At 73.7% G+C, this 11,750-nt stretch carries 13 protein-coding genes; 3 read left to right on the top strand and 10 right to left on the bottom strand.

From position 1 onward, the window contains the following. Position 1: 1 nt before the first annotated feature. The 7 genes from AA0005_RS04520 to AA0005_RS04490 form a co-directional block, all read right to left on the bottom strand. Positions 2–130 carry a hypothetical protein gene (locus AA0005_RS04520; protein WP_413452217.1) on the bottom strand — a complete coding sequence of 43 codons (129 nt, stop codon included), beginning with the start codon at positions 128–130 and terminating at the stop codon, positions 2–4. Between the two features lie 75 nt (positions 131–205). Then, positions 206–805, bottom strand: a complete 600-nt coding sequence (locus AA0005_RS04515; RefSeq protein WP_413453060.1) for a DNA-3-methyladenine glycosylase I — start codon at positions 803–805, stop codon at positions 206–208. Further along, entirely contained in the window at positions 792–2,663 is a 1,872-nt protein-coding gene (locus AA0005_RS04510) for an acyltransferase family protein (RefSeq protein ID WP_413452216.1), read from the bottom strand. Before AA0005_RS04510 ends, AA0005_RS04515 begins: the two co-directional genes overlap by 14 nt. A 152-nt stretch (positions 2,664–2,815) precedes the next feature. Beyond that, positions 2,816–5,263, bottom strand: a complete 2,448-nt coding sequence (gene pcrA, locus AA0005_RS04505; protein WP_413452215.1) for a DNA helicase PcrA — start codon at positions 5,261–5,263, stop codon at positions 2,816–2,818. A 40-nt stretch (positions 5,264–5,303) separates the two neighbouring features. Further along, the gene (locus tag AA0005_RS04500) at positions 5,304–5,789 is read right to left on the bottom strand and encodes a DUF456 domain-containing protein (RefSeq protein WP_413452214.1); all 486 of its coding nucleotides are present in this window, start codon (positions 5,787–5,789) and stop codon (positions 5,304–5,306) included. Between the two features lie 7 nt (positions 5,790–5,796). Then, positions 5,797–6,141, bottom strand: coding sequence for a hypothetical protein (locus tag AA0005_RS04495; protein WP_413452213.1), 345 nt, complete (start codon positions 6,139–6,141; stop codon positions 5,797–5,799). Positions 6,142–6,151: 10 nt separating this feature from the next. Next, positions 6,152–6,949, bottom strand: a complete 798-nt coding sequence (locus tag AA0005_RS04490) for a class I SAM-dependent methyltransferase (RefSeq protein WP_413452212.1) — start codon at positions 6,947–6,949, stop codon at positions 6,152–6,154. A gap of 138 nt (positions 6,950–7,087) precedes the next feature. Here AA0005_RS04490 and AA0005_RS04485 point away from each other — a divergent pair, with 138 nt between their 5' ends. Continuing rightward, on the top strand, positions 7,088–7,210 hold the full coding sequence (locus AA0005_RS04485; protein WP_413452211.1) for a hypothetical protein: 123 nt from the start codon (positions 7,088–7,090) through the stop codon (positions 7,208–7,210). Between the two features lie 53 nt (positions 7,211–7,263). Here the strand turns inward: AA0005_RS04485 and AA0005_RS04480 are convergent, their stop codons facing one another. Together AA0005_RS04480 and AA0005_RS04475 are read right to left on the bottom strand one after the other, a co-directional pair. Then, positions 7,264–7,926 carry a LuxR C-terminal-related transcriptional regulator gene (locus AA0005_RS04480; protein WP_413452210.1) on the bottom strand — a complete coding sequence of 221 codons (663 nt, stop codon included), beginning with the start codon at positions 7,924–7,926 and terminating at the stop codon, positions 7,264–7,266. Between the two features lies 1 nt (position 7,927). Further along, positions 7,928–9,172, bottom strand: a complete 1,245-nt coding sequence (locus AA0005_RS04475) for a PspC domain-containing protein (RefSeq protein WP_413452209.1) — start codon at positions 9,170–9,172, stop codon at positions 7,928–7,930. A 147-nt stretch (positions 9,173–9,319) separates the two neighbouring features. On the opposite strand from AA0005_RS04475, the gene AA0005_RS04470 reads away from it, so the two are divergent. Together AA0005_RS04470 and AA0005_RS04465 are read left to right on the top strand one after the other, a co-directional pair. Continuing rightward, positions 9,320–10,855, top strand: a complete 1,536-nt coding sequence (locus AA0005_RS04470) for a PspC domain-containing protein (RefSeq protein ID WP_413452208.1) — start codon at positions 9,320–9,322, stop codon at positions 10,853–10,855. Next, a complete protein-coding gene (locus tag AA0005_RS04465) occupies positions 10,852–11,058 on the top strand; it encodes a hypothetical protein (protein ID WP_413452207.1) in 207 nt (68 codons plus the stop codon). The genes AA0005_RS04470 and AA0005_RS04465 overlap by 4 nt, the downstream gene beginning before the upstream one ends. A gap of 79 nt (positions 11,059–11,137) precedes the next feature. Here the strand turns inward: AA0005_RS04465 and AA0005_RS04460 are convergent, their stop codons facing one another. Further along, complete coding sequence (locus AA0005_RS04460; RefSeq protein WP_413452206.1) at positions 11,138–11,650, bottom strand: aromatic ring-opening dioxygenase LigA; 513 nt, start codon at positions 11,648–11,650, stop codon at positions 11,138–11,140. Between the last annotated feature and the right edge of the window lie 100 nt (positions 11,651–11,750).

The following is an 11,750-nucleotide window of genomic DNA, read 5'->3' as shown; positions in this document are numbered from 1 at the left end:
GCTAGCCGAGGCGCTCCTCGATGGCCTCCTCGTCCTCGCCGGCCCGTTCGAGGCTCGAGGTCTCCTCCTCCTGCTGCTCGGCGGCCTCCGCCGACGCGTCGTGCGCTGCCTCAGGCGTCTCTCGTCCCACTGCGTGCTCCTGTCGTCCGACTGCTCGGTGCAGACGCTAGGACCCCGGCGGCGGCCCGGCATCCGGAGCACCGGCCTACGCCGGCCAGACCCCCGAGGTCCCGCGGCGGTGGCTGCCGACGAGGTGGGTGTCGACGATCCCGACGGCCTCCATGAGCGCGAACATCGTCGTCGGGCCGACGTGCCGGAAGCCGCGGGCCTTGAGCTCCTTGGCGAGCGCGACGGACTCGGGCGACGTCGTCGGGATCTCCGCGAAGGTGCGCGGGCGGGGCGTCTCGGCCGGCTGGAAGGACCAGATGAGCGCGGGCAGGCCGCCGTCGGCGCGCAGGGCGACGGTCGCGCGGGCGTTGGCGATCGTCGCGTCGACCTTGCGGCGGTTGCGGACGATGCCGGCGTCTGCCATGAGCCGGGCGACGTCGCCGTCGTCGAAGGCGGAGACGGCGTCGGGGTCGAAGTCGGCGAAGGCGGAGCGGAAGGCGGGGCGCTTACGCAGGATCGTGGCCCACGAGAGGCCGGACTGGAAGGCCTCGAGGCTGAGCCGCTCGAACAGGCCGCGCTCGTCGCGCACCGGCATGCCCCACTCGGTGTCGTAGTACTCGCGCAGCAGCGGGTCCGTGGCGGCCCACGCGGGGCGAGCCAGGCCGTCCTCGCCGACGACGACGTCACTCACCGGCAGTCTCCTCCAGCATCCGCTCGGACAGCTCGACGAACGCCTCGGCGACGACGTCGGTGTACAGGTGGCCGCCCTCGATGTCGGGGTGGATGCCGTCGGACTGGAGCATGTCCGGCTCGGCGTCGATGGCGGCGTACCAGTCCGCGATGATCGCGTTGGGGTAGTCGGCGACGACGTCGGCGAGTGCCGCGTTGGCCTCCGGGATCCAGTGGGAGCCGCCGTAGAGATTGACGACGACGACCATGCGGCTGGGGCCGAGCGCGTCGAGCGCGGCACGGACGACGTCCGGGTCCCCGACGCCGGCGTTGGTCCCGAAGTCGAGGACGACGGCGCGGCGCACCGTGCCCTGGGCGACGGCCTGCTCGATCGCGGCCAGGCCGTCGGGCCACTGGCGGTTGGACTTGGCGTCCAGGGCGATCTCGGGCCAGCGGTAGGTGAGGCCGTGGGCGCTCGTCACCATGATGGAGTCGCCGAAGCCGGTGATCTCCTCCCCGCTGGGCACGGTCCAGTCGGCGGGCGGGGGCGGGGCCTGGGTGACCTCCTCCGCCGCGGCGAGGAGCTCCTCGTTGGCCTCGATCTGCTGCTGGGTGAGCGACGTCGTCGGCGCGGTCGCCACCGCCACGGCGGTCGTGACGAGGAGGACGACGGCGGCGCCACCGACCACCTGCGCGGCACGCCGGCCCCCGCGCAGCGCAGTGAGCCAGCGCCGCCACAGCCCGGTGAAGCCCTCGCGACGGACCGGCATCTCCAGCCACCGGTAGGAGGCACCGGCGACGACGAGCGTGAGCAGCAGGGCGAGCGCCCGGGTGGTCCAGCTGAGCGCGGAGTCGTAGGTGGTGGCGGGCAGCAGCTCGGTGAGGATGAGGATGAGCGGCCAGTGCCACAGGTAGATGCCGTAGGACCGCTCCCCCAGCCAGGCGACCGGCGGCATGCGCAGCAGCCGCTGGTAGAGGCCGACCGGCCCGAGCAGGGCCGCGACCAGGACAGCCGTGAGGAGCGAGGCGGCGAGGATGCCGCCCCGGAAGGTGAGGGCCGAGCCCTCGTCGAGGACGACCATGAGGAGGAGCAGGCCGGCCAGCGCGACGAGCGCGGCGGGCTGGCGCCAGCGCTGCCACGCCGGGGAGTGCAGCCAGCTGCGCGGGGAGGCCCACGCGAAGGCGAGCGCCACCCCGATCATGAGGCCGAAGAGGTGGGTGTCGGTGCCGTAGTAGACGCGGGTGGCGTCCTCGCCGGGCGTGTAGAGCACGGCCATGAGCACCGCCGAGACGGTCGCGACGGCGAGCGCGAGGCGCACCCGCTGCCGGGCCGTGCTCGTGAGCGCGAGGAGCAGCCCGAGCAGCAGCGGCCACACGAGGTAGAACTGCTCCTCCACCGCGAGGGACCAGAAGTTGACGAAGAGCAGCGGTGAGGTCTGGGTGAAGTAGCTCGAGCCGGCGCCGATCTCGAGCCAGTTGTTCGAGAATGTCAGCGCGCCGAGCACCTGCCGGCCGATGTTGACGAGGAGGTCGCCGCCGACGGCCGCGGCCAGGCTCACGCTGACGACGACGACACTGACGAGGGCGGGCAGCAGCCGCCGGGCGCGGCGCAGCCAGAAGCGCGGCAGGTCTACCCGGCCCTTGGAGCCGAGCTCGCGCAGCAGCAGGGTGGTGATGAGGAAGCCGGAGATGACGAAGAAGACGTCGACGCCGAGGAAGCCGCCGGGCAGCGAGGTGGGGCGCAGGTGGTAGACGAGGACGGCGCCGACGGCGAGCGCCCGCAGCCCGTCCAGACCGTGGATGTGCCCGGCCTTCGGGGTGGTCCGGGCGGGAGCACGACGGGGGGCCGTGCGCCCGGGGCGAGCCGGCGCGGCGGTCTGAGCCATCCGCCCTCCTCGACAGTCGTGTCGCGCCCAGGCTAGGTGCGCCGCGCCCGGCCGCGTGGGAGCCGCGCCGCACCCCTCCCCCTCTTCACCGACAGCAGAGTTGTTCCGCGGAACAACTCCGCTGTCGGCGCGGATGGGAGTGGGGGTCGCGGCTAGAGCTTGGTGACGGGGGCGTAGCGGAGGAGGAGGCGCTTGACCTGGCCGCCGCCGAAGTCGATCTGCGCCACCGCGCTGGAGCCGGAGCCCTCGAGGCCGACGACGGTGCCCAGGCCGTAGGAGTCGTGGGTGACCTTGTCGCCGATGTCGAAGCCGGGGATGTCGCCCGCCGGGCGCGGGGCCGCCGAGCCGAAGCTCGGGGTCTCCGGCTCGCTGCGGCGGGTGCGCACCGGGCCGCTGCGCGCACCACTGCCACCCGCGGGACGGCCACCGCCGTAGCCGAAGCCGCCCGAGCCCCACCCGCCGCCGCGCAGGGCGTCGGTGGAGGACTCGGCGCGGCGCCAGTCGAGGAGCTCCTCGGGGATGTCGGAGATGAAGCGGCTCGGCGGCAGCTGCTGGGGCATGCCCCAGGCCGTGCGCACCGCGGCGCGGGAGAGGTAGAGGCGCTTGCGGGCGCGGGTGAGCGCGACGTAGGCGAGGCGCCGCTCCTCGGCCAGCTCGTTCTCGTCGGTCAGCGAACGCTGGTGGGGGAAGGTGCCGTCCTCCAGGCCGGTGACGAAGACGACCGGGAACTCCAGGCCCTTGGCGGTGTGGACGGTCATCAGGGTGACCTGGCCCTGGTTCTCGGCGTCGTCGTCGGGGATCTGGTCGGAGTCGGCGACGAGCGCGACCCGCTCGAGGAAGTCGCCGAGGTCCCCGTCGGGGTCGGTCTGGGAGAACTCGGCGGCGACGGCGTGGAGCTCGGCGAGGTTCTCCACCCGGGTGGCGTCCTGCGGGTCCTCGCTCGCGCGCAGCTCGGCGAGGTAGCCGGAGCGGTCGAGGGCGGCGTCGAGGATCTCGGCGGGTCCGGCCCCGGCGGCGAGCATGTCGCGCAGGCCGGTCATGAGCTCGTGGAAGGCGCGCACCTGGGTGCGCCCGCGGGTGGCGAGGCCGAGGACCTCGGGGGCGGCGCCGTCGGGAGCGGCGGCGTGCTCGATCGCACCGCCGAAGGAGATGCGCTCCCGCTCGGCGTGCGCGGCGAGCATCGCCTCGGCCCGCTCCCCCAGCCCGCGCTTGGGCACGTTGAGGATGCGGCGGAGGTTGACGGCGTCGTCGGGGTTGGCGACGGCGCGCAGGTAGGCGAGGGCGTCCTTGATCTCCTTGCGCTCGTAGAAGCGCGTGCCGCCGACCACCTTGTAGGGGATGCCGACGCGGACGAGCACCTCCTCCAGCGCCCGGGACTGGGCGTTGGTGCGGTAGAAGACGGCGACGTCGCCGGGCCGCACGCCGTCGGAGTCGCCGAGGCGGTCGATCTCCTCGGCGATGAAGCGGGCCTCCTGGTGCTCGGAGTCCGCGACGTAGCCGACAACCTGGGGGCCGGCGCCGCTGTCGGTCCACAGGTTCTTCGCGCGGCGGTTCGGGTTGCGCGAGATGACGGCGTTGGCGGCGGTGAGGATGTTCTGCGTGGAGCGGTAGTTCTGCTCGAGCAGGATCGTCGTCGCGTCGGGGTAGTCGGCCTCGAACTCGAGGATGTTGCGGATCGTCGCGCCGCGGAAGGCGTAGATCGACTGGTCCGCGTCACCGACGACGGTGAGCTCGGCCGGCGGCAGGCCGGTGGAGTCGTCGGCGACCCCGGCGAGCTCGCGGATGAGCACGTACTGGGCGTGGTTGGTGTCCTGGTACTCGTCGACGAGGACGTGCCGGAAGCGGCGGCGGTAGTGCTCGGCCACGTGCGGGAAGGCCTGGAGCAGGTTGACCGTCTGCATGATGAGGTCGTCGAAGTCGAGGGCGTGCGCCTGGCGCAGCCGCGCGTCGTACTGGCGGTAGGCCTGGGCGAGCGCGGTGTCGAAGGCGTTGCCCTCACTGACCTCCGCGGCGAAGGAGTCCGGGTCGACGAGCTCGTTCTTGAGGTCCGACACCTTCCGCGAGAAGGTCTTCGGCGGGTACTTCTTGGGGTCGAGGTCGAGCTGGCGCATGACCAGGGCCATGAGGCGCTGGGAGTCCGCGGCGTCGTAGATGGAGAAGCTCGAGCGCAGCCCGAGGGTGGCGTGCTCGCGGCGCAGGATCCGGACGCACGCGGAGTGGAAGGTGGAGACCCACATGTGCCGGGCGACGGGCCCGACGAGCTCGCTGACCCGCTCGCGCATCTCCGCGGCGGCCTTGTTGGTGAAGGTGATCGCCAGCACCTCCCCCGCCCGGGCGCGGCCGGTGGCGAGGAGCCCGGCGATGCGGTGGGTGAGGACGCGGGTCTTGCCGGAGCCGGCGCCCGCGACGATGAGCAGCGGCCCGCCCTGGTGGACGACGGCCGCGCGCTGCTGCGGGTTGAGGCCCTCGAGCAGGTCCGCCTGGCGCGGCGTCACGGGGGCGGCGGAGGGCGCGTCGTCCCCGCGCGGGGGGACGGCGGCGGCGAGGGGCGGCAGGTTCCCGCCCATGAGCCCGGGCAGGTTGTCGAAGAGGGAGGTCATGGCCCTTCCAGGGTAGGTCCTGCCACCGACACCGCCGCCGTCAGGTCTGCCACATGCCGACGAGGAGCGCGCCGGTCGCGATCATCGCGCCGCTCAGCTCGACGAGGATCGCCAGGCCGACGGCCCGCATCGCCCGGCCGGTGGAGCGCCGCGCCTCGCGCTGGTCGCGCAGCCGGGCGCTCTCGGCGGCGTAGACGCCGGCCACGAAGCCGATCGGCAGCCCGATGACGGGGATGACGAAGAAGCCGACGACGCCGAGCGCCGCCCCGATGACGAGGGTGCGGTTCGGGACGCCGCCCTTACCCAGGTAGCGCCCGGCGAGCACGTACTTGCCGATCTCCGCGCCGACGACGGCGACGACCGCGATGGTCCCGACAGTCCAGCCGACCGTGCCGCCGGTGACGACCGCCCACACGAGGGCGGCCGCCCCGACGAGGAACCCGCCGCCCGGGACGACCTGGACGACGGCGCCGACGAGCCCGACGATGACGACGACGAGGACGAGCGCCTCCCCCAGCATCCCCATCAGCGGGTCAGCGCCACAGCGCCGCGATGGCGATGTTGAGCGCGGTGAGCGCGGCGATGGAGCCGATGAGCGCGCGGCTCGGCTCCTTCTTGCGGTTCGCCACGATCACCAGCGCGGTGATGACGGCAGCGATGACGAGCTTGATGCCGATCTTCATGTAGTTGAGGCTCGGCAGGTCGTCGCTCATCTCCGCGACGCCCGTCATGAGGATTCCGGTGAGGAGGGCGGTGAGCGCACCGTGGAGGACGCCGGGCGCGAGACGCGGGGTCCGCAGGTTCGTCACGGTCCCGCCCAGGACGATGGCCCAGCCGACGAAGTGGAGGAAGAGGAGGAGGTAGTACACGACTGTCATGCCAACCAGCCTAGGCGAGCGCCGTCGTCGTCCCGGGCGGGCGGACCAGCCGGGCGCTCGTGTAGCGGTTCTGCCCGGACCGGAAGCGCGCGTGGGTGCTGCTCCCCTCGACCGCGGCGAAGCGCTCGAAGGGGCGGCGGACGAGCCGCGGGACCCACGCCTCCAGGAGGGCCCGGCGCCGGTCGTCGTCCCGCTCGAGCGCCGCGACGACGTTCGCGGTGATGTCGCGGATGTCGACCACCTCGAGCGGGCTCGCCCGGAGCGTGGCCCACAGCTCGGTCATCTCCTCCCGCCCGCGCAGGTCGGCGAGGAGGAGGCTGCCACCCGGGCGCAGCACCCGGTGCACCTCGGTGAGGAAGGTCTCGACCGAGGGGTAGCAGTGGGAGGACTCGACGTTGACGACGACGTCGAAGGCGCCGTCCGGGAAGGGCAGGTCGAGCGCGTCGCCCTGGACGAAGGTGAGCCCGGGAGCGCGGCGGTGGCGCCGGCACAGGGCAACGGCGGCCCGCGAGAGGTCGACACCGGTCACGGTCCGCGGCCCGCGGTAGCGGGCGAGGTAGGCGCACCCGCCGCCGCGTCCGGACCCGACCTCGAGCACGTCCACGCCGCGCAGGTCGACGCCGCGGGTGACGTGCTCGTAGAGCTGGATGCACATGCGGTCCGGCTCGTCGGCGGGCTCGAGGACCAGCGGCTCGGCGTCGTCGTCGAGAGGGGCGTAGCCGTAGTTCATGAAGGCCCACTCCGGCCGGCGCACCCGCGCCGCGAGCACCTCGTACAGGGCCCGCCACGCGAGCTGACGCACGCTCATGCGGGAAGGCTAGACCCGCACCACAGTGCGGACCCGCTTATGGGTGAGGTCACGCCTCCGGTGCGCACCTCAGGGTCCGCCGTCGTCGTAGAGTCGAGACACGGGCAGACCGCCCAGTCGACGTGCTCAAGGACGTGCTTGATCGAGTCCTACGTCACCGAGATTGGAGGCACCATGACCAAGTTCTTCGCGTGGATCCTCAGCACCGCACGCAGCAACGGCCACATCGACACCCTGCCGGACGCCCTCCTCGGACGGTAAGCGTCGGTTCTTGAAGGCCCCGCCCACGGCGGGGCCTTCTCGCGTCTCCGGGCTCAGATGAGCCGGCGGACGGCCGCCCACCTCGTCAGCTCGTGGCGCGAGCTGAGCTGGAGCTTGCGCAGCACCGCGGACACGTGGGTCTCGACGGTCTTCACCGAGATGAACAGCTCGCTCGCCACCTCCTTGTAGGAGTACCCCCGGGCGATGAGGCGCATGACCTCCTGCTCGCGGGCGGAGAGCCGGTCGAGCTCGTCGTCGGTGGTGGCGATGTCCTTGGCGGCCGTGCCGAAGGCGTCGAGGACGAAGCCGGCCAGCCGCGGGGAGAAGACGGCGTCCCCGCCGGCCACCCGCCGTACCGCGTCGGCGAGCTCGGTCGGGCTGATCGCCTTGGTGACGTAGCCGCGAGCGCCGGCGCGGATGACGCCGACGACGTCCTCGCTGGAGTCCGACACCGACAGCGCGAGGAAGCACACGGACAGGTCGCGGCAGCCGGTGATGACGTCGATCCCGCCCCCGCCGCGTCCGCCGGGCAGGTGGACGTCGAGCAGGACGACGTCGGGCCGGGTCTCGTGGACGACGGCGACGGCGGACTCGACATCGGCGGCCTCCCCGACGATGCGCAGGTCCGGGGCGTGCGCCTCGAGTTCGCTGCGCACCCCGCTGCGCACGAGGGCGTGGTCGTCGACGACGACGACCCTCAGCTGTGTCTCGCTCATCTCACTCCCCTGTCCCGGGCTCGGGCATCCGCAGGACGAGCTCGGTGCCCTCGAGGCCGCTGCCCGGCCCTGTACGGATCGTCGCACTGCCGCCGTGCCGTTCCAAGCGCCCGATGATCGAGTCGCGCACGCCGTGCCGGTCGGCGGGCACCGCGGCCGGGTCGAAGCCGGCGCCGCGGTCGCGGACGAAGACGGTGGTCGCCTCGTCGTCGATCTCGACGTAGAGGGACACGGGCGGCGCGCCGTGGACGACGGCGTTGCGCAGCGCCTCCCGGGTGGCGGCCAGCAGCGGCTCGGTCGTCGCGTGCGGCTCCCGGTCACCGGCGGTGACGACGTCGACCGCCACCCCGTGCTGGTCCTCCACCTCGGCGGCGACCTCGCGCAGCGCGGCGGCCACGGACGTGCCGGCGGCGGGCCGGTCGGAGTAGAGCCACTGCCGCAGCTCACGCTCCTGCGCGCGGGCGAGCCGGGAGACCTGGTCGGGGTCGTCGGCGCGGGCGCGGATGAGCGAGAGGGTCTGCAGGACGGAGTCGTGGAGGTGGGCGGCGATGTCGGCGCGCTCGGACTCGCGGGCGCGGGCGGTGCGCTCGGCGCTGAGGTCGCGCACGAGGCGCAGCCACACCGGGGCGAGGACGACGGCGACACCGACGAGGATCGCGGTGCTCGCGAGGATCCCGGAGAGCAGCTCGTCGGCGCCCAGACCACGGCCGAGCAGGAGGACGGCGCCGACGACGGCGAGCAGCAGCCCGCCGGCCACGCGCGCCACCCGGTGCCACCGGGGGGCGGGCGCCGCCTCCTGCCCGGACAGCGACGCGTCGAGCTGCGTCCACACGAGCGCCGCACCACCCACGACGACGAGCACCGGCACCAGCCACTCGTTGGGCAGCGGCACGTCCGCCCGCCACAGGAGCACCGCACCGGCGGCCAGGAGGAGCAGCAGACCGACGACGACGTCGGTCGCCGGGACCACGCGCCCCATCCTCCGCAGCCGCGGAGCCAGCCGGACCGAGGCCGCCGGGCGGGCCGCCTCGGCGGCGTCCTCGGGGTCGCCGCTCGGCACGAGCACCCACAGCCACCCGTAGAGGACGATCCCGGCGCCGAAGGCGAGCACCGCGATGAGCATCGCCAGGCGCACCCGGGCCACGGGCATGCCGAGGTGGGCGGCCAGGCCGGCGCACACACCGCCGATCCGCCGGTCCGTGAGCAGCCGGCGCAGCGGCAGCCGCTCGGGCAGGAGAGTCGTCACCGCCAGATCGTCACACGTCCCGGGGACTCTCCGGGAGCCCTCGGGCTCAGGACCAGGGGCGCCCCGGGGCCTGGCGGCCGTCGACCGGGGTGGGGATCAGGGGCTTCCCCGATACCCGGCGCGAGCGCCGCACGCTTTGCTGGTCCTATGAACGGCCAGAGTGCACCGCACACCCCCTCAGCGCCGCCGCCCGCGCCCCTCGGCGGCTTCTTCGACTCAGTCCGCCGCCTCGGCATCTGGCGCACCACCGACCGCTGGGCCGGTGGCGTGGCCGCGGGTATCGGCCGCCGCTACGGCCTCGACCCGCTGCTCGTCCGCGGCCTCCTCGTCGTCGTCACGCTCTTCGGCGGCCTCGGCCTCGTCCTCTACGGCGTGGCCTGGGCCCTCCTGCCCGAGGAGACCGACGGGCGGATCCACCTGGAGGAGGCGCTGCGCGGGAAGGTCGACATCGCCCTCGCCGGCGCCGCCGCCGTCCTGCTCGTCGGCCTCAGCCGCCCCGTGTTCTGGTGGGGCGCCGCCTGGTGGACGGTCCCGTGGGTGATCCTCGTCGCCGGCGTCGTCGTCCTCGTCGTCATGAGCAAGGACCGCGACACGACGACGGCGCCTCCCGCACCCGGCACCCCGCCCCCGTTCCCGGCTGGGCCGCCCCCCGCCGCCCCGCCCCGTCCCGCCTACGACGTCCCGGAGGACGCCATGCCCCCCACGAGCACCCCGGCCGCCGGGAACGCCTCGCCCACGGCTGCACTCATCGAGCCGCCCACCCTTCCGATGTCCGCGACGACGGACGCACCCGCCGACGCCGGCGAGCCCGCCGGGCAGTCCACCACCGGCGTCACGCCGGGCGACGAGGGCAGCAGCCACTCCAGCGCGTACGGGGGTAGTACCGCCTGGTCCACCGGGCCCACCGGCGGCGGTCCCGGAGACGGCGGCTGGGGCGGCGCCGGCTGGGACGGCAGCCAGACCCAGCCCCCGCCGCCCCCGCGCCCCCCGGTCCCCGGACCGGGGTCGCGGATGACGAGCCTCGTCCTGGCGATCGCGCTCCTCGGTGCCGCTGGCGTAGCTCTCGCCCACCAGCAGGGTGCGCTCGACGCCAACCCGTGGCTCATCGGTGGCGGCGGTGTGCTCGCCGTCCTCGGAGCCGGGGTCCTCGTCAGTGGCCTGCGCGGCCGCAGCCAGGGCGGCATCGGCGCCCTCGCGCTCGTCGTCGCCCTCGTCGCAGTCCCGGCCGCGGCCGCCGCGGCCACCATCCCGGGCTTCGCCCGCTTCGGCACGGACGCGACGACGTGGGCCGGTGACCCGCGGTGGGCACCGCGGACCGCCGAGGAAGCGGCCGGTGGCTACTCGCTCGTCGCCGGTGACCTGCTCGTCGACCTCAGCGAGCTCGACGAGGACGCCGAGGTGGAGGTCGGCGTGACCTTCGGCAACCTCACGGTCGTCGTGCCCGACGACGCGGACGTCACCGTCAACGCCCAGCTCGCCGCCGGCGAGATCGTCGGAGAGCTCGACGACGACTGGACGGGCCCGGGCGCCCCGTGGTGGGGCTCGACCCGCACCGGCGGCTCCATCACCAACGGCGCCGGCATCAGCGCCACCCTCGTCCAGAACGGCGGCGGCTCCGGCCCGGAGATCGTCGTCGACGCGGGGGTCACCTTCGGCCAGATCTACATCGAGGAGGCGTCATGACCGACACCGACCGCACCACCGCCCCGCCCTCCGGGCCCCGCGTCGGCACCGTCGTGTGGGGGATCATCCTGCTCCTCCTCGGCCTCGGGGTCCTCGCCGTGGGAGCCGGCGTCACCGTCGACCTGCAGGCCGCGCTCATCGCGCTGCTCGCCCTCGCCGGTGTGGGCCTGCTCGTCAAGGCCCTCCTCTCCCGCTCCGACTGAGCCCGCCCCGCACACGCCGAGAGCCGGACTCCTCGTGGAGGAACCCGGCTCTCGGCGTTGGTGGAGGTGGTGCTGCCGACTAGGCGATGGGCTCGCGGACCGGCTCACGGGCCGGCTCGACGGCGACGGGGGCCTTGGCCAGCTGGTTCATGCCCAGGCCGATGACGATGAGCAGGGCGCCGAGGCCGATGACCAGGGCGGCGACACCGTAGGAGACGACCGAGGTGAAGAGCGAGGCGCGGAGGAAGGACGCGTTCATCACCGAGTTGCGCTGGGCCTGGAGCTCCTCGTGCTCCGGGGAGCCCGGCTCGACCTCGTGCATCGCGGCGCCGAGCTCGGCGTAGGTGCGGCCCTCGGTGCCGGCGAGCGCGTGGGTGTTGATGATGTCCGCCTGGGCGTAGGCGGAGAAGGGGCCCTGGACCTCAGCACCGGCGAGGAACGCGGCGTCCTCGGGGACGGTGATGTTCTCCGCCTTGAGCTGGCTGGTCACCATGCCCCAGGTGACGCCACCGGCGACGATGAAGACGATCCCAGCAACGAGGGCGAGGATGCCGGCGATACGGGCGATGCCGGTGCCGCGGGTGCTGTTCATGATGTGGTCCTTTCGGGAGGGCTCTTGCCGTGAAGCCCCTGGTGGGCTTCTGAGGACAATCCTGGCATTCCGGAATGTCCGATTCCGGGTCGATGGTCCC

This window comes from Georgenia phoenicis, assembly GCF_047302425.1.
In the GTDB taxonomy this organism is placed as follows: Bacteria; Actinomycetota; Actinomycetes; order Actinomycetales; family Actinomycetaceae; genus Oceanitalea.
Note: the sequence above shows the minus strand (reverse complement) of the source record. Positions and strands in the feature narration are given on the sequence as shown.